The organism is Bradyrhizobium sp. WSM471, from assembly GCF_000244915.1.
Lineage (GTDB): Bacteria > Pseudomonadota > Alphaproteobacteria > Rhizobiales > Xanthobacteraceae > Bradyrhizobium.
This window is the reverse complement of record NZ_CM001442.1, coordinates 3,894,035-3,914,818: the sequence shown is the minus strand read 5'-3', so window position 1 is coordinate 3,914,818 and position 20,784 is coordinate 3,894,035. Positions and strand designations below refer to the sequence as shown.

15 protein-coding genes are annotated in these 20,784 nt (G+C 64.7%); 9 read left to right on the top strand and 6 right to left on the bottom strand.

Going from position 1 to position 20,784, the window contains the following annotated elements; translation table 11 throughout:
• Positions 1-301 precede the first annotated feature (301 nt).
• The 3 genes from BRA471DRAFT_RS17215 (at position 302) to BRA471DRAFT_RS17210 (ending at position 2,904) form a co-directional block, all read left to right on the top strand.
• A complete protein-coding gene (locus BRA471DRAFT_RS17215; protein WP_007609363.1) occupies positions 302-547 on the top strand; it encodes a hypothetical protein in 246 nt (81 codons plus the stop codon).
• Between the two features lie 249 nt (positions 548-796).
• Positions 797-970 carry a hypothetical protein gene (locus BRA471DRAFT_RS38895; protein WP_007609361.1) on the top strand — a complete coding sequence of 58 codons (174 nt, stop codon included), beginning with the start codon at positions 797-799 and terminating at the stop codon, positions 968-970.
• A gap of 71 nt (positions 971-1,041) precedes the next feature.
• A complete protein-coding gene (locus BRA471DRAFT_RS17210; protein ID WP_007609359.1) occupies positions 1,042-2,904 on the top strand; it encodes an ABC-F family ATP-binding cassette domain-containing protein in 1,863 nt (620 codons plus the stop codon).
• 154 nt (positions 2,905-3,058) lie between these two features.
• On the opposite strand, the gene BRA471DRAFT_RS17205 is transcribed toward BRA471DRAFT_RS17210, so the two are convergent.
• The 6 genes from BRA471DRAFT_RS17205 to BRA471DRAFT_RS17180 form a co-directional block, all read right to left on the bottom strand.
• Positions 3,059-4,513, bottom strand: a complete 1,455-nt coding sequence (locus BRA471DRAFT_RS17205; RefSeq protein ID WP_007609357.1) for an HlyD family type I secretion periplasmic adaptor subunit — start codon at positions 4,511-4,513, stop codon at positions 3,059-3,061.
• Positions 4,500-6,632, bottom strand: coding sequence for a type I secretion system permease/ATPase (locus BRA471DRAFT_RS17200; RefSeq protein ID WP_007609356.1), 2,133 nt, complete (start codon positions 6,630-6,632; stop codon positions 4,500-4,502). Before BRA471DRAFT_RS17200 ends, BRA471DRAFT_RS17205 begins: the two co-directional genes overlap by 14 nt.
• 280 nt (positions 6,633-6,912) lie before the next feature.
• The gene (locus BRA471DRAFT_RS17195; RefSeq protein WP_007609355.1) at positions 6,913-9,759 is read right to left on the bottom strand and encodes a calcium-binding protein; all 2,847 of its coding nucleotides are present in this window, start codon (positions 9,757-9,759) and stop codon (positions 6,913-6,915) included.
• Positions 9,760-10,195: 436 nt separating this feature from the next.
• Entirely contained in the window at positions 10,196-10,690 is a 495-nt protein-coding gene (locus tag BRA471DRAFT_RS17190; RefSeq protein WP_198287831.1) for a hypothetical protein, read from the bottom strand.
• Between the two features lie 166 nt (positions 10,691-10,856).
• Positions 10,857-11,309 carry a DNA polymerase III subunit chi gene (locus BRA471DRAFT_RS17185; RefSeq protein WP_007609353.1) on the bottom strand — a complete coding sequence of 151 codons (453 nt, stop codon included), beginning with the start codon at positions 11,307-11,309 and terminating at the stop codon, positions 10,857-10,859.
• Between the two features lie 6 nt (positions 11,310-11,315).
• Entirely contained in the window at positions 11,316-12,815 is a 1,500-nt protein-coding gene (locus BRA471DRAFT_RS17180; protein ID WP_007609352.1) for a leucyl aminopeptidase, read from the bottom strand.
• A 339-nt stretch (positions 12,816-13,154) separates the two neighbouring features.
• Here BRA471DRAFT_RS17180 and lptF point away from each other — a divergent pair, with 339 nt between their 5' ends.
• The 6 genes from lptF (at position 13,155) to rsmA (ending at position 20,776) form a co-directional block, all read left to right on the top strand.
• The gene (lptF, locus tag BRA471DRAFT_RS17175) at positions 13,155-14,324 is read left to right on the top strand and encodes an LPS export ABC transporter permease LptF (protein ID WP_007609351.1); all 1,170 of its coding nucleotides are present in this window, start codon (positions 13,155-13,157) and stop codon (positions 14,322-14,324) included.
• The gene (gene lptG / locus BRA471DRAFT_RS17170; RefSeq protein WP_007609350.1) at positions 14,321-15,418 is read left to right on the top strand and encodes an LPS export ABC transporter permease LptG; all 1,098 of its coding nucleotides are present in this window, start codon (positions 14,321-14,323) and stop codon (positions 15,416-15,418) included. The genes lptF and lptG overlap by 4 nt, the downstream gene beginning before the upstream one ends.
• Positions 15,418-17,907, top strand: coding sequence for an LPS-assembly protein LptD (locus BRA471DRAFT_RS17165; protein WP_007609349.1), 2,490 nt, complete (start codon positions 15,418-15,420; stop codon positions 17,905-17,907). Before lptG ends, BRA471DRAFT_RS17165 begins: the two co-directional genes overlap by 1 nt.
• 69 nt (positions 17,908-17,976) lie before the next feature.
• Positions 17,977-18,903: a SurA N-terminal domain-containing protein gene (locus BRA471DRAFT_RS17160; protein ID WP_007609348.1), complete on the top strand. Its 927-nt coding sequence runs from the start codon at positions 17,977-17,979 to the stop codon at positions 18,901-18,903.
• Positions 18,903-19,919, top strand: a complete 1,017-nt coding sequence (pdxA, locus tag BRA471DRAFT_RS17155; protein WP_007609347.1) for a 4-hydroxythreonine-4-phosphate dehydrogenase PdxA — start codon at positions 18,903-18,905, stop codon at positions 19,917-19,919. The genes BRA471DRAFT_RS17160 and pdxA overlap by 1 nt, the downstream gene beginning before the upstream one ends.
• Entirely contained in the window at positions 19,916-20,776 is an 861-nt protein-coding gene (gene rsmA / locus BRA471DRAFT_RS17150) for a 16S rRNA (adenine(1518)-N(6)/adenine(1519)-N(6))-dimethyltransferase RsmA (protein WP_007609346.1), read from the top strand. Before pdxA ends, rsmA begins: the two co-directional genes overlap by 4 nt.
• The last annotated feature ends 8 nt before the right edge of the window (positions 20,777-20,784 follow it).

Sequence of the window (20,784 nt, the reverse complement as noted above, 5' to 3'; positions counted from 1 at the left end):
CTTGAAGAGAAAACGGTGGTTCGGAGTTGCCGGGCTTATATCGGCGCCTTCGCAATACGGCAAGCGACCGCCAAAACCGACTCGGGGACGCTTCGCCGCAGCCCAGGGGCCGGAATTCCAAGATGGATTACAACGATTTCACCCAAATGAACCCAATCTGAAGGCCTCGTCAGGGTTTGGTTCAGCCTCGTTCGGATAACCTCAGGTCCATCGAAACCAAAGCCTCTGCCCGAGGCGGACCGTTTCGGCGGCCTTTCCATCGACGCGATAGCCCCGCGCCGACAGATTTGAGGAGATCACCATGTTGAGGAAACTTTCGCTCGCCGCCATCGCCGCGGTTGCGCTTGGTGCCGCGCTGGCACCGACCTCCGCGTCCGCTCATTGGCATGGCGGCTGGGGTCATGGCGGCGGCGGTGGCTGGCATCATGGCTGGGGTGGCCCGCGCTTCTATGCCCCCGTCTCCTACGGCTACGGCGGCTGCTATGTGCGCCGGCTGGTCCCGACCCCCTGGGGACCCCGCTGGCGGATGATCAACCGCTGCTACTGAGCCCGACAGCACCTTTCCAAGGATACCTGACCCCAAGGATACCTGACCCCAAGGGTACCTGAGCCCCCCAAGGTACCTTCCAAGCGAAGCCCCGGCGTCCCCAGCGCCGGGGCTTTGTATTCGCAGGGGATATTGCGTGGCTTCACACAATTTTTGCTAGAATGCCTCGCAATCGCCGCGAGTGGCGAAACCATTTGGGGACCAAGGACTTGGTACCGTGTCGCTTCTTTGAGAACACGGAACCCTGCGATGGTTAGTCTTTTCGCCGATGACAGCGAGCAAATCGACCGGCGCACCAGCCGCTCGATCCGCGATGCGGTGGGCGAACGGCTCCAGCAGAGCCTGCGGCCCGAAGCCAGGCTGCCGACGCACCTCGAGCAACTCCTCAATGAGCTGAAGCAGCGCGAGCGCGATTCGCACTGAGTTGACGAGCACCGGCTTGCAGACACGGAAAAACGGGTTGCGTTTGATCGCCGGTGCGGTGACAAGGCCGCATGCTCTCCATCAGCGACCTCTCCATCCGCCTCGCCGGACGCCTTCTGATTGACCAGAGTTCCGTGCAGATCACGCCCGGATCCCGCGTGGGCATGGTCGGTCGCAATGGCACCGGCAAATCGACCCTGTTCAAGGTGATCCGCGGCGAGCTCGCGGCCGAGCACGGCACGGTGACCCTGCCGCCCCGTTGGCGCGTCGGCAGCCTCGCGCAGGAAGCGCCGAACGGCCCCGAGAGCCTGATCTCGGTCGTGCTCAAGGCCGACCTCGAACGCGACGCGCTGCTCACCGAGGCCGGGAGCGCGACCGATCCACACCGGATCGCCGAGATCCAGACCCGGCTGGTCGACATCGACGCCCATTCGGCGCCGAGCCGCGCCGCCGCGATCCTCTCCGGCCTCGGCTTCTCGGCCACCGACCAGCTCCGCCCCTGCGCCGAATTCTCCGGCGGCTGGCGCATGCGTGTCGCGCTCGCCGCGACGCTGTTCGCCGCTCCCGACCTGTTGCTGCTCGACGAGCCCACCAACTATCTCGACCTCGAAGGCACGCTGTGGCTGGAGGATCACCTCGCGCATTATCCGCGCACCGTGATCGTGATCAGCCATGACCGCGACCTGCTGGAAAGCTCCGTCGACCAGATCCTGCATCTGGAGCGCGGCAAGCTCACGCTTTACAAGGGCAGCTACTCCTCCTTCGAGGAGCAGCGCGCCATGCGCGAGATGCTCGATGCCAAAGCGGTCAAGCGCCAGGAAGCCGAACGCGCCCGCCTGCAGGCCTTCGTCGACCGCTTTAAGGCCAAGGCCTCGAAAGCCCGCCAGGCGCAGTCCCGTGTGAAAATGCTGGAGCGGCTGAAGCCGATCACGGCGCTGGTCACCCAGGATGTGCGCGAGATCAGCTTTCCCGCGCCCGAGAAGATCCTGTCGCCGCCGATCATCGCCGCCGACAACGTCGTGGTCGGCTACGATCCGAACGCGCCCGTGCTGAACCGCGTCACCTTGCGCGTCGACAATGACGACCGCATCGCGCTGCTTGGTTCCAACGGCAACGGCAAGTCGACCCTTGTGAAACTGCTCGCCGGCCGCCTCGCGCCGTTCTCGGGCAAGGTGACCCGCGCCGACAAGCTCTCGATTGCCTATTTCGCGCAGCACCAGCTCGACGAACTGAACGAGGATGCCTCGACCTACGACCACGTCCGCAAGCTGATGGGCGAGGCGCCCGAAGCGAAAGTACGCGCCCGCGCCGGCGCCATCGGCTTTTCCGGCAAGGCGGCCGACACCAAGGTCGGAAAATTGTCCGGCGGCGAGAAGGCGCGGCTCCTGCTGGGACTGGCGACTTTCTTCGGCCCCAACATGATCATCCTGGACGAGCCGACCAACCATCTCGACATCGACAGCCGCGCCGCGCTTGCGGAAGCCATCAACGAATTCCCCGGCGCCGTCATCATGGTTTCGCATGATCGCTATCTGATCGAGTCCTGCGCCGATCAACTCTGGATCGTCGCCGACCGCACCGTGACCAATTACGACGGCGATCTCGACGAATATCGCCGCCTGGTGCTGTCCGCGCGCAATGGCGAGCCCGCCCCGCGCGAGCGCAGCGCGGCGAGCGAGAAGCCGCAGCGTCCGAGATCGGACAATCGCGGCTCGCTGAAAAAACGCATCGCGGAAGCCGAAACCGAGATCGCCCGCGTCAGCGAGATCATCACCAAGATCGACACTGCGCTCGCCCTGCCCGACATCTTCACCCGCGATCCCAAGCAGGCCGCGCAACTATCGAAAGCCCGCGCCAATGCGGCCGACGCGCTGGCGCGCGCCGAGGAGCAGTGGCTCGAGGCAAGCACGCAATTCGACGAGGCGGCGGGTTGACGCCCCTACAAGGGCCGACATTAAAATCCGAAAAACAACCCCATGCACAGTACCGGTATTTTGCTACCCGGTAATTAGTCATTGAACAACCTGTTGTTTGCCGCACCGACTGAGCCAGCCCGCCTGGCGAAGCTTCGTCGGCATTATGCGGGAACTAGCGCTCCCGCATGATCTCGTGCCGGTAGCGCTGCAGCGGCGATAGCAGATAGCTCAGGATGGTACGCGAACCGGTCCTGATCTCGACGGTCACCGCCATCCCCGGGGAGAGATTGACGAGGCGGTCGTCCACCTGCATTTGGCTGCGATCGAGCGAGATGCGGGCGCTGTAGCTCAACTCCTGCCCGCTGGGCTCGCTGCTGTCGCGTTGCGTCCCGGGCGCACGGTCGCTCCCGCGCTCCTGGGGCCGATCGCGGACGATGGCGTCCTGCGAGACGCTCACGACCCGGCCTGCGAGAAGCCCGTAACGGGTGAAATTGAAGGTATCGATCTTGATGGCGGCGCCCTGCCCGGCCTCGACAAATCCGATGTCACGATTGGAGATCATCGCCTCGATCTCGAGCCGCGTATCGGTCGGCACGATCACCAGCAGCGACTGTGCGGGCGTGACCACGCCGCCTACGGTGTGGACCGCGAGCTGCTGCACGACGCCGTCGACCGGGGACGTCAGTTGCTGAAGCCTCGTCCTCTGCTGCGCCTTGATCAGATCGCGTGCGACGCCATTGGCCTTCTGTTCGCTTTTGGCAAGCTCGTCGGAGAGACTTTTCCTGTACTCGGCCAGGGCCTGGATGCGGGTCTCCCGGATCGCTGCGACGGCCGCCTCGGCCTCCTTCAAGCGGCTGCTCTGGACGCGAAGCTCCTCCTGCTGCTCGATCTGGAGCTGGAGGGTCTCATAGTAGGTCAGCTTCGAGCCGATCTCCTTCTCCATCAGCGTCTTGCGGATCTCGACACGCTGCTGGGTGACCGGCAGCAACGCATCAAGCTTGTGAATCGTCGCCGCAATGGTCTGATGTTCGGCCTCTTTCTGCGCTTCCTGACGTGCCAGCGCCGCGAGCTTGGCCCTGTTCTCGCTGAGCTGATTGGCGAGGAGCTGCCGTTGCGTCGCGACCAGCATGGGATCGGCGTCCTCTGGTACGACGAGATCGACGGACATCTCTTCGCCGCCCGTCAATGCGGCGCGGAGGCGCGCAACGTTGAGCCGCTCGGCCATGAGATCGTCGTGCAGACGATCGCGCTCTGCGGCGTTCACGGTCGGATCAAGCTCGATCAGCAGGTCGCCAGATTTGACCGGTTGCCCGTCCTGCACGTGAATGGCGCGCACCACCCCGGTCTCGAACGGCTGGACCACCTTGCTTCGCCCGCTCGACACGACCTTGCCGGTTGCGGAGGCCACGATGTCGATCGTGCCCCAGGCCGACCAGGCCAGCGCCGCGCAGACAAGCAGCATCAGCGCCAGGGCGATGGCGCGGCCGATCGGCGATGGCGGTGTTTCCGTGATTTCCAGCGCCGCCGGCAGGAAGGCGACTTCATCGGCGCGGCGGCCCTTTCCATTCCGGAACGGGATCACGGTCTGCTCCGGCCGAGCGGCCGGCACAGTGCTAGCCGACCTCATAAATGCCTCCCTGGAGACGATGCAGGGCGGCATAGCGGCCGCCGGTCTTGATCAGCGCATCATGCGTGCCGTCCTCGACCAGACGGCCGCGTTCCAGGGTGAAGATGCGATCGGCGCCGCGGACGGTGGAGAGACGGTGCGCGATGATCAGGACAGTGCGGCCCTTCGCGATCTCCTTCATGTTGTCATGGATGATCCGCTCGCTTTCGTAGTCGAGCGCGCTGGTGGCTTCGTCGAAGATCAGGATCCGGGGATCGCCTACCAGCGCGCGGGCAATCGCGATGCGCTGGCGCTGCCCGCCCGAGAGCGTCGAGCCGCGCTCGCCGACCACCGTATCGTAGCCCTCGGGGAGCTCCAGAATGAAATCATGCGCGCCCGCCAGCTTTGCCGCGTCGATGATGCGGGCCATCGGCAGGCTTGGATCGGCCAGCGCGATGTTGTCGCGTACCGAACGGTTGAACAGCATGTTGTCCTGGAGCACGATTCCGATCTGCCGACGGAGCCCGGCCGGGTCGGTCGTCATCAGATCCATTCCGTCGACCAGCACGCGGCCGCTTTGCGGAACGTAGAGCCGCTGCACCAGCTTGGCGAAGGTGCTTTTGCCCGAGCCGGACGATCCGACGATGCCGACGGTTTGTCCGGCTGGAATATCGAATGAGACATCGTGCAGGATCTCCGCCCCATCGGGCCGGTAGCGGAAAGACACGTGCTCGAAGCGGATGTTGCCCCGGATCGGCGGCAGCCCCGCACGGGCGGCGGAGTAAGCCGGCTCCGCGGCGCTGTTGAGGATGTCGCCGAGCCGCGCGATCGACAGTCGCGCCTGATGAAAATCCTGCCAGACCTGCGCGAGCCGCAGCACCGGGGCCGACACCCGCCCCGCGAAGATGTTGAAGGCCACGAGCTCGCCGACGGTCAAGGCGTCACCGATCACGAGTCTGGCGCCGACATAGAGAATGGCGGCGGTGACGACCTTGCTGACGAGCTGCACGAGCTGGCTTGCCGTGTTGCCGAGGCTGGTGACACCGAAGCTTGCGGAAACATAGCCGGCGAGCTGCTCTTCCCAGCGACGCTGCATCTGCGGCTCGACCGCCATTGCCTTCAGCGTTTCGATGCCGCTGACGCTCTCGACCAGGAAGGCCTGGTTCTCGGCGCCACGGCGGAATTTCTCGTCCAGCCTGCGGCGAAACAGCGGCGTCGCCACGGCCGAGATCGCGATGTAGAACGGGAATGATGCCAGCACGATGAAGCTCATCTGCGCCGAATAGGCGAACATCACCGCCAGAAACACCGAGGTGAAGACCAGGTCGATGAGAAGCGTCAGTGACGAGCTGGTGATGAAATTGCGGATGTTCTCGAGCTCACGGACCCGGGCCACGGAATCTCCGACGCGCCTGGCCTGAAACCAGGCCATCGGCAGTGCCAGCAGATGGTGAAACAGACGTGCCCCGAGCTCGACATCGATGCGGTTGGTCGTGTGCGCAAACAGGTAATTGCGCAGGATCCCGAGCACGGTGTCGAACAGGGAGACGACGACGAGGCCGATGACGAGGACGTCGAGCGTGGACAGCGAGCGGTGCACCAGCACCTTGTCGATGACGACCTGGAAGAACAGCGGCGAGACCAGCGCAAAAAGCTGGAGGAAGAACGAAGCCGCCAGCACTTCGCTCAGCAGCCGCCGGTATTTGCCGATCGCGCCGATGAACCAGGTGATATCGAAGTGCCGCCCGAGGTCGGACAGGCCGGCGCGCCGGACCATCAGGATCAAGCCGCCGTCCCAGATCGCGCTCAGCTCGTCGCGATCCATCAGCACCGGCCGCTGCGCCTCCGGGGACTGCACCAGCACCTTGTCGGCGGAGGCCTTTGCGATGACCATGAAGCCGCCGTCCCGCAGCATTGCGATCGCAGGCAGCGGGGTGTCCGACAGACGGCTCCACCGCGTTCGATAGATTCGGGCTTTAAGCCCGAGAGACCTCGCGCAGCGGACGATATCCGCTGCGCCGAAGCTTGCCGCGCCCAGCCGGTGCCTTAGCTGCTCGCGATCGGCCGCAACACCTTGCAGATGCAGCAGCGTCAGCAACGCATCGAGCCCCGTGTCGGTGGAGACCGCATTCGTCGTCATCAGCGTTCTCCGGGCCGATGCAGCGAGAACGCCACGGCGTGAAGTCGAATCAAGCTTGGCCAGCAGCAGCGCTCCATCCGTTCCCTCCCCCCTTGTGGGGGAGGGACAGGTAGGGGGGTGCCCCACGGGGATTCTTTCCGTCGTTCGGTCGCTAACACCGCATCTTCAACCATCGGCACCTTTTCCTGGGCTACCCCTCTCCCTAACCCTCCCCCACAAGGGGGGAGGGAACGCACCTCCGTCGGAGCGCTAGTGAGGCTCATCCCATCAGGCCTTACTGTCAGGCGTGCTGCGGCGGTGCGAGCACCTGGCTCTGCGTCGCGTGCGGATCGGGCAGCGGCATCTCGCCGTTCCCGTCACCTGCGGGAACGAAGCTGGCCGCCATGGCCTGGTTGAGCAGCATCGCGGCCGCAAACGCTCCGCCCTGGATGACGACGTTGTTGCCGGTGCCGCCGTCCAGGATGTCGAGACCGCCGCCGCCGATCAGCACGTCATCACCGGCACCACCCGCCAGCGTGTCGTTGCCGGGGCCGCCGATCAGCACGTCGTCGCCGTTGCCGCCGTTGGCGACGAGCTGGATGCCGCCCTGCAAGCCGGAAGCCGTGATGACGTCGTCGCCATCGAGGCCGTTGATGACGATCCGGTCGCCAGCGCCGGCATCGGTGATGTTGATGTCCTGGCCAAGCCCCGACACCGTGATGATGCCGTCGTGCTCGGTCACCGTGATGACGTCGTTGCCGCCGGTTGCGTTGATGGTCACGGTATCCGCGGCGCCGTCATTGGCGCCGAGATCGAGGTCGACCTGGCTGACGCCGGTGCCGGAGAGGTCACCGACGGTAATGTTGTCGGCACCGCCGAGAGCATTGAAGTCGACATGTTCGACCCCGTTCAGGTCCATCGCAATGGCGGCAACATCTCGCGTGAACAGCACCCGGCCGCCATTGGCCGAGATGTTGATGGTCTCGCTGATATTGGCGCCGTTGAATGCCAGCGTGTCGGTGCCCTTCCCGCCTTCGACGGTATCGCTGCCGTCGCCGGGATTCCAGACGAAGGTGTCGTCGCCCGCACCGAGATTGGCGAAATCGTTGCCGCGTCCGCCGTTCACGATGTCATTGCCGGCACTGCCTGTGATGGTGTCGTTGCCGTCGCCGCCATTGATGTTGAGGCTGAACGACTGTCCCGCCTTTATGGAAGACGCATTGATGACGTCATTGCCTTGTCCGCCGTTGATGCCGAGTACATCACCGGCGTCCGCGTGTGCAATCGTCACCTGCGCAGCGAGGCCGTTGACCACGATCGATCCGCCGGAGGTCAACACCGATATGTTGTCGTCACCGGTCGTGCCGTTCACGGTCACGCGGTCCGCCGCGCCATCGCCGCTCTGGCTGCCGGGGCCGGCACTGAGGTCGATGGCAACCTGCGTGATTCCTGTCCCGGTCAGATCGTTGACGGTGATGTTGTCGGCGCCGCCTGCTGCCGCGATCTGCACGTGCTCGATGCCGTCGAGGTCCATGACGATAGCGCCGACGTCACGGGTGAGAAGCGCACGGGTTCCGTTCGCCGAGATCGACATGTTCTCGGCCACATTGGCGCCGTTGAACACCAGCGTATCGGTTCCCGTGCCGCCTTCGACAACGTCGCTGCCGTCACCGGGATTCCACGTGAAGATGTCGTCGCCCGCGCCGAGAAGCGCGACGTCATTGCCGCGGCCGCCGATGACCTTGTCGTTGCCGTCGCCGCCGATCAGGGTGTCGGCTCCCTGGCTGCCGGTGATGGTGTCGTTGCCCGCACCGCCGTCGATGGTCAGCCCGATCACCGCGCCGAGCGTAGATGCATCGATCACGTCGTTGCCGCCGAGCGCCTGCACGACCAGCCGGTCGTTGCCCGCCTCTGCATTTGCGATCGTCACGAGCTCCGGCAGCCCCGTGACCGTGACCGTTGTGCCCGTGGCTGTGACCTCGATGTGCTGATTACCGTTGCTGCCGTTGACGGTCACCGTGTCAGCTGCGCCGTCGCCTTGCGTCCCTCCCGGAACGGCTCCGAGATCGACCAGCACCTGCTTGACGCCGGTCCCGGTGAGGTCGCCGACGGTGATGTTGTCGGAGCCGCCGCGCGCATCGAATTCGATCTGCTCGACGCTGTCGATATCCATCGTGATGTTGGCGACATCGCGGGTAAAGCGCACCCGGCCGCCATTGGCCGAGATGTCCATGGTCTCGTTGATGTTGGCGCCATTGAAAAGCAGCTTGTCGCTGCCCGATCCGCCTTCGACCGTGTCGCTGCCGTCACCGGGATTCCAGATGAAAGTGTCGTCGCCACTCCCGAGCTGGGCGACGTCGTTGCCGCGTCCGCCATTGACGATGTCGTCCCCGCTGCCGCCGATGATGAGGTCGTTGCCGTCGCCGCCGATGATCCTGTCGTTGCCGGCGCCGCCATCGAGCGTCAGCGAGATCAGGGCGCCGAGCCCGTTGCCCGCGGTGATGACATCGTCGCCGCCGCCACCGTGCAAGACCAGATTTTCCGTCGTGCCGATGTCGAGCGAGAACGGCGCCGCGCCCGTCCCGTCGAGCCGCACGCGGGTGCCGTTCGCCGTGATCGTGAACGTCTCGGCGGCGTTGCTTCCGTTGACCTGAGCCGTATCGTTGCCCTCACCACCTTCGAACAGGTTGGTGCCGCCGCCGGGATTCCAAATCATGACATCGTCGCCGGCCTCGCCGAACAGCTGGTTGTCGCCGCTGCCGCCGTCGAGGACATCGTTACCCGCTCCGCCGAACAGCAGATCATTGCCGCCGCCGCCCTTGATCAAATCGTTGCCGGCCTGGCCAAACAGAAGGTCAGCCCCCGAGCCGCCCGTGATCCTGTCATTGCCGTCGCCGCCGAAGATGTGCACCGCCGGCATCGGGCCGTGGCATTCGTCGACGGTGATCGTGTCGTCACCGCCTTGACCGAAGATGTCGATCGCGGTGGTGTTGTCGACGGTGGGTTCGCCACCAACCGTTTTCACGTGCCCGTTGTTGACCAGGATGCGGCCGGACTTGTCGCGACTTATCACGAGGCCGTTATTCGCGCCGTCGCCGAAAATGGTGAGCTGCCCCGTAACCGGGGAAAACACAGAGGTAATGGACATCCAAATGATCCTTCCGACCTAGCCCCTCCCCTCGGTGCGTAGCATTCGCGCACATGACATTCTTGAACCGTTGCTTGAGACGCGCGTGATTATTCTGGAGATTTCCTCCAGTTTTGCTTCGGGGCAGTTTTCGAAAGCGGATGCGAAGGCTCTCTCATCACGAATCGCGTGATCACGGATCACGCGTAACGCCACCGTGATTTTCAACGCGCGCGGAAGAACGCGGCTCGACGCAATGAAGGCGCTTTGGGCGAAGGTCGGCATCCGCGATGTCGAAACTCGCGAACAAGATCGCCGGCGAGCGCGAACGGAGAGATCACGGCTCACGCCCGCCCATCGCAATCAATGGATGCAAAATCGCTTGACGATAGAGGCAAGGATGCGCGGCCGATTGCAGCGACAACTGCAACCAGCATCAGGGCAAAAGGCCAAACCGTTACGCCGCCGACTTCTTCTTCGGCTTCGGCTTGGTCGCCTTCGGCATGACCGGTGCCTCCGGCGTGCCCTCGATCGAGGACAGGCGGCCGGACGTGAAGGTGTAGATGCCGGCGCGCGGACCGGTCGTCCAGGTCACGACCGCAACGCGCCTGCCGGCGGCATCTCCGGAGAGGTTGACGCTCGAGGGCGCGCCGATGCCGCGCACCACATCGCATTCGGTGTGGCCGAGCGCGACGGTGCCGCCCATGGGAGCCGGCGCGGTCGTCGACGCATTCGCATCAGCCGGCCCAGGCGGCGGCGCCATGCCAGCACAAGCCCCGTCGGCGCTGACCAGATCCTCGGCCCCAACCGGCTTGTCGGGGGTCAGCGGCGGCGACTCGATCGAGATGCTTTTGATGAACAGGCGGCTGGGCGTGTTGAACCACTGGGCATCCCTGGACAACAGATCGGTCCCGCCCGAACAGCCCGCGACCAGCGGGGCTACGGCCGCCAACGCAACTATGAGCGAGCTGGGAAGCTTTTGATGTCGCACGATAAACTAAATTCCCCGAGTGAAGGATCGGCCCTAAGCAATTGTACCAACACCACTTTGCGGCACGAAGGTGACAAAAGCCATCATCCCCCGAAAAGTGCAAATTATCATTAATTGCGAACGACCGCTAACTCCGCTTCTGCCACCGGCCCCGCTCGTCGGCCTGCCAATAGGTGACATCAAATCCCCGCGCCTTGCAATCCGTCCAGGCGCTGCGGGCGAACGCAAGCGCGTCCGGATCGTCCCCGTCGAACAGCAGCACCATGCGCTCATAGCCCTGGGCGTCCTGCGGCAGCGCAGCGTTGTCGACGAGGAAGCGGACATTGGCACCGTTCGGATTGTCCTCCTCGACCGCAAGCACGATCGGCTGATCGGCGGCGTCGCTCACCCGCCATGTCGCGTGGGGCAGGAAGGAATCGTCGCGATAGGTCCACAAATGGGCGTCGAGCGCATCGGCGCGCTCCGGCGAAGTCGACTGCACCACGACGCGCCAGCCGCGCTCGAGCGATTTCTCGAGAAGCGGCGGCAACACGTTCTCCACCGTCATGTTTTGCAGATGGTAGAACAGGACTTCAGTCATCTCGGGTCATTTGCGTTCGTAATGGTCGGCGACCAGACGATCGAGCAAGCGAACGCCATAGCCGCTTCCCCAGCTCTGGTTGATGTCGGTCTTCGGCGCCCCCATGGCGGTGCCGGCGATGTCGAGATGCGCCCAGGGCGTGCCGTCCACGAAGCGCTGGAGGAACTGCGCCGCGGTGATCGAGCCGCCATGGCGGCCGCCGGTGTTCTTCATGTCGGCGAACTGGGAATCGATCAGCTTGTCGTATTCAGGGCCAAGCGGCAGGCGCCAGACCTTCTCGCCGCTCTCGATGCCGGCCGCCAGCAGCCGCTCGGCAAGTTCGTCATTGTTGGAGAACATGCCGGCATGCTCGGTGCCGAGCGCGACCACGATGGCGCCGGTCAACGTCGCCAGATCCACCATGAATTTCGGCTTGGCCTTCTTGGCGACGTACCAGAGCACATCGGCAAGCACCAGGCGGCCTTCCGCGTCGGTGTTGATGATCTCGATGGTCTGGCCCGACATCGAGGTGACGATGTCGCCGGGGCGCTGCGCGTTGCCGTCCGGCATGTTCTCGACGAGGCCGATGGCACCGACGGCGTTGACCTTGGCCTTGCGTGCTGCGAGCGCATGCATCAGGCCGACGACGCAGGCCGCGCCTCCCATGTCGCCCTTCATGTCCTCCATGCTGCCGGCCGGCTTGATCGAAATGCCGCCGGTGTCGAAGCAGACGCCCTTGCCGACGAAGGCAACCGGCGCCTCACCTTTCTTGCCGCCGTCCCAACGCATGATCACGGTGCGGCTCGGCCGCGCCGAGCCCTGGCCGACGCCGAGCAGCGCGCCCATGCCGAGCTTGTCCATCGCCTTGACGTCGAGCACCTCGATCTTGACGCCGAGTTTGCGGAGCAGGCCTGCGCGGCGCGCGAACTCCTCGGGAAAAAGCACGTTCGGCGGCTCGTTGACGAGGTCGCGCGCAATGATCACGCCGTCGACGATCGCGGCTGCCGATGCAAACGCCTTCTTCGCGGCCACGACATCGCCGACAGCAAACGAGACGTCGGCGCGCGAGCCGCCCTCCTCGCCGTCCTTCTTCTTGGTCTTGTAGCGGTCGAACTTGTAGGTGCGCAGCCGCAGGCCCGAGGCGATCGCGACCGCCTGCTCGCTGGTCATGGCGCCATTGGGCAGTTCCGCCATGATGGTCATGGCCGCCGCGCCGGCCGGAAGCTTGCTCGCCGCCACGCCGCCGAATTTGAGGAAGTCGTTAGCCTTCAGGCCGGCCGCCTTGCCGGCGCCGATCACGATCAGGCGGGTGGCCTTCACGCCCTCCGGCGCAAGGATGTCGAGCGCAGCGCCGCTCTTGCCCTTGAAGGCGGCGGCGGTGGCCGCCCGCTTCACGAGTTCGGTGGCCCCACCGAGCGCCTTGGCGGTCGCCGGGCCGAGCTTCAGAGCGTCGTCGCAGAACACGACCATGATGCCACGGACGGCGGCAGACAAGGGAACGAAGCCGACCTTGATGGCATCGGACATGAGTAACTCCTCAAAAAGACAGGGCTTTTTACCGATCGGCGGCCCCGGCCACCGGCCGGAGCTGAACGGCGATTCACTGAGCGTGCCGCACTATGGGCCACCGGCCCGGCAGATGCCAAGCACCCCCGTGGCCGAGGGGCCACAACGAGGGAAATATTAACCATATATTGAGGGTGCCACGGGGCAGCCATTTTGTTGACGGATCAAAGGGATGGTACTGAGAGAGTAAGCCGGCGGATGAGATGGTTGGCCGACCTTGGGGATCCCCTTGCGGGGATTGGTTGGACAGCCGGAATTCCGGCCGGCATTGGGGACTTGGTGGGATTCGTGCGGTAGCGCATGGGGTCAATCGATAGGTATATCTTCCGCACGACGCTCGCGTCGTTTGCGCTGGTCCTGGTCAGCCTCACGGGCGTGATCTGGATTACGCAGGCGTTGCGCGGCATCGACCTGATGACGAGCCAGGGTCAGACCATCCTGACCTTCCTCGGCATCACCAGCCTCGTCGTGCCCGCGCTGGTCCTGATCATCTCGCCGATCGCGCTGATGATCGCGATCTCGCATACGCTGAACAAGCTCGCGACCGACTCCGAGATCATCGTGATGAATGCCGCCGGCTTCTCGCCGTTCCGGCTGTTCTATCCGTTCTTCTACGCCACCTGCGTCGTGGCGCTGCTGGTCGCCTTCATCGCGGCCTATCTCGCTCCCGACGGCATGCGGCGGATCAAGCAGTGGGACGCCGAGATCACCGCCGACGTGCTCACCAACATCCTGCAGCCCGGCCGCTTCGCCCAGCTCGACAAGAACTTGACGATCCGGATTCGCGAACGCCAGCCCGGCGGCATTCTCGCCGGCATCTTCATCGACGACCGCCGCGATCCGAACGAGCGGGTCTCGATCGTCGCCGAGCACGGCGAAGTCGTGAAGAACGACAACGGATCGTTCCTGGTGCTCGAGACCGGCAATCTCCAGCGCTTCGAGGCCGGCAAGCGCGATCCCGCGCTGGTGGCGTTCGGCCGCTACGGCTTCGACATGTCGAAGTTTTCGGGCCAGGGCCGCGACGTCACCCTCGGAATCCGCGAGCGTTATCTCTGGGAGCTGCTCTCGCCGTCCGAGGACGATCCCGTCTACAAGCAGATCCCCGGCCAGTTCCGCTCGGCCCTGCATGACAGCCTGTTGGCGCCGATCTATCCCTTCGCCTTTGCCGTGCTGACCTTCGCGTTTCTGGGTGCGCCTCGCACCACGCGCCAGAGCCGCAATTTCTCGATCGGCTCATCGATCCTCGCGGTGTTCGGCCTGCGCATGGCCGGCTTCGCCTGCTCGGTGATGGCGGTGAAATCGCCGGGCGCGGTGCTGGTCCAATATGCGATGGTCATTGGCGCCATCGGCATCGGGCTGGCGATCATCATTGGCGGCCTTGTGGTCGAACCGCCGCCGCGCCTCATGGAGGCCATCAACAGGTCGAACGCGCGCATCGCGCGGCTGTTCGGACGGCCGGCCACCGCATGAGCATGCTCACCAACACACTCGGGCGCTACTTCGCCGGCCGCTTCGTGGTCGCGGCGCTCGGCGTGTTCGCCGGCATTTTCCTGCTGCTGGTGCTGGTCGATTACATCGAGATGGTCCGCAAGACCTCAGGGCTCGCATCCGCCTCCGCGGTCATGGTGGCCGAGACCTCGCTGTTCCGCGTGCCGCAGCTGCTGGAGAAGCTGACGCCGTTCTGCATGCTGATCGGCGCCATGACCTGCTATCTCGCCCTCTCCCGCCGGCTCGAGCTCGTGGTCGCGCGCGCCGCCGGTGTCTCCGCATGGCAATTCATCTCGCCGGCGCTCGGCAGCGCGCTCCTGATCGGCGTGATCGCCACCGTCGCCTACAATCCGATGTCGGCCAATCTGCGCGAGCTCTCCAAGCGCATGGAAGCCGAGCTGTTCGGTTCGGCGCCGGGCGGCGGCATTCAGGACGCCTCCGGCTTCTGGCTCAATCAGGTCACCAATGACGGCCAGACCATCATCAACGCAGCGCGCAGCGAGCAGCAGGGCGTCCGGCTCACAGGGCTCACGCTGTTCCGGTTTGACACAGAGCAGCACTTCAAGGAACGGGTCGAGGCGCGCGAGGCGACGCTCGAGGCCGGCCGTTGGCTGTTCAAGGGCGTCCGCCGCTTCTCGCTGGATTCGCCGCCGGTCGATCAGGCCAGCCTGGAGATTCCGACGACGCTGACCGAGGCGCAGGTCCGCAACAGCTTTTCCACACCGGAGACTGTGTCTTTTTGGCAACTACCGAGCTACATCCGCTCGTCCGAAAGCTCGGGCTTCGCGACAGCCGGATACCGACTCCAGTATCAGAAGCTCCTGGCGCAGCCGTTTTTGCTAGCTGCAATGGTGTTGCTCGCGGCCTCCGTGTCGTTGCGCTTCTTCCGGATGGGCGGCGTGCAGAGGATGGTTTTGAGTGGCGTGGGCGCAGGCTTTCTGCTCTACGTTCTGTCGAAAGTGACTGAAGATTTGAGCAAGGCTGAGTTGATGCATCCGATCGCTGCGGCGTGGTTGCCCGTGGTGGTGGGCGGCCTCACCGGCTTTTTGGCCTTGCTGTATCAGGAGGACGGATAGTGACGGCCGTCCACCGAGGGCCCGTGTCTCGTTTGACGCGGCGCACATTGGTGCGCGCGAACGGGTGTGGCTTGTCCATTCGCAGGTTCCTGCTTGCTGTCGCCGCCGTGGCATCGCTCGGCGGCGTGATGGACGTTGCCGCCGTGGCGCCGGCCTCCGCCCAGAGCTTCACCTACAATCCGCTGCCGCCACGTGCGAAGCCGCCGAAGGCCGTCAACGACAACCAGATGCTGGTTCAGGCGACCGAGGTCGACTACGACTACAACAATTCGCGCGTCTCCGCGGTCGGTAACGTCCAGCTGTTCTACAACGGCACCAGCGTCGAGGCCGACAAGGTCATCTACGACCAGAAGACCAAGCGGCTCCATGCCGAAGGCAACATCCGCATGACGGACGCCGACGGCAAGATCACCTATGCCGAGATCCTGGATCTTTCCGACGACTACCGTGACGGCTTCGTCGATTCGCTGCGCGTCGACACGGCCGACCAGACCCGCATGGCGGCGAGCCGCTCCGATCGCTCCAGCGGCAACTACACGGTGTTCGAGAACGGCGTCTACACGGCCTGCGCGCCGTGCAAGGACGATCCGAAGAAGCCGCCGCTGTGGCAGGTCAAGGGTGCGCGCATCATCCACGACCAGCAGGAGAAGATGCTGTATTTCGAAACGGCGCAGCTCGAATTCTTCGGCGTGCCGATCGCCTATATGCCCTATTTCTCGACGCCCGACCCGACGGTGAAGCGCAAGACCGGCTTCCTGATGCCGGGCTTCACGTCGAACACGCCGTTCGGCTACGGCGTCGAGGTTCCGTTCTACTGGGCGATCGCGCCCGACATGGACGCGACTTTCAACCCGCGCATCACGTCCAAGCAGGGCGTGCTGTTCCAGGCCGAATTCCGCCAGCGCCTGATGGACGGCGCCTATCAGATCCGCGTCTACGGCATCGACCAGCTCGACCGCAGCGCGCTCGCCGGCCAGCCCGGCGACAAGCAGTTCCGCGGCGCCGTCGACACCAAGGGGCAGTTCGCGCTGAACGACAAATGGGTCTGGGGTTGGGACGGCGTCCTGATGTCCGACTACTATTTCTTCTCGGACTATCGATTGTCGCAATATCGCGATCCGCTCGGCTCGTTCCTGTATCTGCCGACGGATGCGCTCTCGCAGCTTTATTTGACCGGTGTCGGCAATCGCAGCTTCTTCGACGCGCGCACGATGTACTGGCTGAGTTACTCGGGCAACCAGAGCCAGGTGCCGGTCGTCTACCCCGTGATCGACTATTCGAACGTGCTGAACTATCCGGTCTTCGGCGGCGAGTTCAGCTACAAGACCAATTTCGTGAACCTGTCGCGTGACACCGCCGTGTTCGATCCGATCACGACGCTCGCCAACACCAACAGCCTGTGCACGACGGCGTCGGCCGATCCGCTCGCGCGCACACCGTCGCAGTGCCTGCTGCGCGGCTTCCCGGGCACCTACACCCGCCTGACGGCCGAAGCGCAGTGGCGCAAGTCCTTCACCGATCCGTTCGGTGAAATCTGGACGCCGTTCGCCATTCTCCGCGCCGATGCGATCAACTCCTCGGTCTCCAACCAGCCGGGCGTGTCGAACTATCTTCCTGTCGGCGACACCCAGGCGTTCCGCCTGATGCCGACCGTGGGGCTCGAATACCGCTACCCCTTCATCAACGTTCAGCCATGGGGTTCGACCACCATCGAGCCGATCGCGCAGATCATCATTCGGCCGAACGAGACCTATGCCGGCAAGCTCCCGAACGAGGACGCGCAGAGCATGGTGTTCGACGCCTCGAACCTGTTCAGCGTCGACAAGTTCTCCGGCTACGACCGCGTCGAGGGCGGCGGCCGCGCCAATGTCGGCGTGCAGTCCACAACGCAGTTCGACAAGGGTGGCGCCGTCAAGGTGCTGTTCGGCCAGTCCTACCAGCTGTTCGGCATGAACTCCTTCGCGGTCCAGGACTCCATCAATACCGGCGTGGATTCCGGTCTGCAAAGGCCGCGCTCCGACTATGTGGCGAGCGCTGCCTATTCGCCCAACAGCACCTATACGTTCAGCGTTCGCTCGCGCATGGACGAGCAGACCTGGAACATCCAGCGCTTCGAGGCGGAAGGCCGCGCCAACTTCAACCGCTGGTCCGTCAGCATGCTGTACGGCAATTACGCCGCGCAGCCGGAACTCGGCTATCTGACCCGCCGCGAGGGCATCCTGACGTCGGGCTCGATCAAGGTCGCGGCCAATTGGGTGGTCACGGGCTCGGCGCGCTGGGACCTGGAAGCCAACAAGATCAACCAGTATGTGCTCGGTGCCGGCTACGTCGACGATTGTTTTGTGCTCGGCTTGAACTATGTAACTGCGTATAGCTATTCTGCGGGCTCGACGCCGCCCGTGCTGAACCACGCGATCATGTTCCAGATCGGCCTGCGCACGCTGGCGAACACGGCGACGACCAGCAGTTCCGGCGGCGGCCTCCAGTGAACGGTTTGAAGGTGCCGGCCGCGTGTTCCCGATCGCAGGTTCACCGCGGCTGACATGCGAGCGACAAATATGACGATCCCATTGCCTGTCTTCCGCCTCTTCCTCGTCCTCGGCGCCCTGCTCCTGGCCGGCACGCCGTCGCGCGCGCAGAACATCGTCGTGATGGTCAACGGCGATCCCATCACCGACTTCGACATCGAGCAGCGCTCCAAGCTCGACCAGCTGACGACGCAGAAGACACCGGCCCGTCAGGAGGTCATCAACACGCTGATCGACGAGCGGGTGAAGCTAAAGGAAGGCAAGAAATACGGTGTCGACCCCGGCGTCTCCGACATCAACCAGTCCTATGAGGGCATGGCGCAGCGCATGCGCATCTCGCCGGACCAGCTCACCAAGTCGCTTGAGGTCAAGGGCGTCCGCCCCGAAACCCTGAAGAGCCGCATGAAGGCCGAGATGGTCTGGACCAGCCTCGTGCGCGGCCGCTTCAAGGAGAAGCTGTTGGTCGGCGAGAAGGACGTCGCGCAGGCCGTCCAGGCCCAGACCGGCGACAAGCTGCAGATCGAGGGCACCGAATACAAGATGCAGCCGATCGTGCTGATCGTGCCGCGCGGCTCCTCGCAGGCGTTCCTGGAGACGCGGCATAAGGAAGCCGAGCAATATCGCTCGCGCATCGGGAGCTGCGAAGAAGCCAATTCGTTGTTCCGCTCGACGCCGAATGCCACCATCCGCGACATCGTTACCAAGACCACCGCGGAATTGCCCGAGGCGCTGCGCAAGGTCCTCGACGACACGCCGATCGGCCACCTGACCGCGCCCGAGATGACCAAGGCGGGCATCGAGATGGTGGTGCTGTGCTCGCGCAAGCCGACCATGATCGACACGCCGAAGAAGCGCGAGGTCCGCGAGAAGATGTATCAGGAGAAGTACGAGAAGACCCAGAAGACCTATCTCGAGGAGCTCCGCAAGGCGGCGATGATCGAGTATCGCAACCGCTGATGGCCCAGCAGCCTGCCAAGCCTCTCGCCCTGACGCTGGGAGAACCTGCCGGCATCGGCCCCGACATCACGATCGCAGCCTGGCTCAAGCGCCGCGAACTGGACCTGCCCGCCTTTTATCTGCTCGGCGACGAGGCGCTGATCGCCCGCCGCGCCAAGGCGCTCGGCGCCGACGTCAGGATCGCTTCGGTAAGCGCCGGCGAGGCCGAGGCCGCCTTCCCCAAGGCCTTGCCAGTGGTTGCGACCGGCGAGCACGCAAGCGCCGAGCCCGGCAAGCCCGACGCATCGAGCGCGCCCGCCGCCCTTGCCTCGATCCGCCAGGCGGTCACTGATGTCCGCGAGGGCCGCGCCGGCGCCGTCGTCACCAATCCGATCGCCAAGAGCGTGCTCTATCGCGCCGGCTTCCGCCATCCCGGTCATACCGAATTCCTCGCCGAGCTCGCCGCGGAAGACGGCCGCGCGCCGCAGCCGGTGATGATGCTGTGGTCGCCGCGGCTCGCCGTCGTGCCCGTGACCATCCACGTCTCCTTGCGCGATGCACTGGCTCAGCTCACCAGCGAGCTGATCGTCTCGACCGTGCGCATCGTCGCGACCGAACTCAAATCCCGCTTCGGCATCGCGAATCCGCGCATCGCGATTTCCGGCCTCAATCCGCATGCGGGTGAGGACGGCTCGCTCGGCCACGAGGAGCAGACCGTGATCACGCCGGCGATCAAGACGTTGCGCAGCGGCGGCATCGAGGCGAAGGGACCGCTCCCCGCCGACACCATGTTCCACGAAGCCGCGCGAAACAGCTATGACTGCGCCGTCTGCATGTACCACGACCAGGCGCTGATCCCGATCAAGACGGTCGCCTTCGACGACGCGGTCAACGTCACGCTCGGCCTGCCCTTCATCCGCACCTCACCCGACCACGGCACCGCCTTCGACATCGCCGGCACGGGCAAGGCCAATCCGGCAAGCCTGATCGCCGCGTTGAGGCTCGCGAGCCGGATGGCGGCTGCGAAAACCCGATGAGCGCGATCGACGACCTCCCGCCGCTTCGCGAGGTCATTCGCCAGCACGCTTTGTCGGCGCGCAAATCGCTCGGCCAGAACTTCCTCCTCGACCTCAATCTCACCGCGCGCATCGCGCGTGCGGCGGCTCCGCTCGAGGACTCCACCATCATCGAGATCGGCCCCGGCCCGGGCGGGCTGACGCGCGCCCTGCTCGCGCTCGGCGCCAGACGCGTCATCGCCATCGAGCATGACGAGCGCGCGATCCCTGCCTTGCAGGATATTTCCGCGCGCTATCCCGGCCGTCTCGAGATCGTGCATGGCGACGCCATGACCTTCGACCCGCGCCCGCTGCTATCGGGCGAGAGAGCAAAGATCGTCGCCAACCTGCCCTACAACATCGCGACCCACCTCCTCGTCGGCTGGCTCACCACCGAGCCCTGGCCGCCCTGGTACGACATGATGGTCCTGATGTTCCAGCGCGAGGTCGGCGAGCGCATCGTGGCGCGCGAGGACGAGGAGGCCTTCGGCCGGCTCGGCGTGCTCGCCAACTGGCGCTGCGAGACCAAGATCCTGTTCGACATCGCGCCGTCCGCCTTCGTGCCGCCGCCGAAGGTTACGTCTTCCGTTGTGCGATTGATCCCGCGCGAAAATCCTCTCGCCTGCGATCGCAAGCTGCTCGAAAAGGTCGCAGCCGCCGCCTTCGGCCAGCGCCGCAAGATGCTGCGGCAAAGCCTGAAGTCGCTGGGCGCCGATCCCGCGCGGCTCGCCGCGGCTGCCGGCGTCGATGCGACGCGGCGCGCCGAAACCGTTCCGATTTCCGGCTTTGTTGCCATGGCGCGTGAATTGGCCAATATACGCAGCGAAACAGAGAGATAATTTCGGAG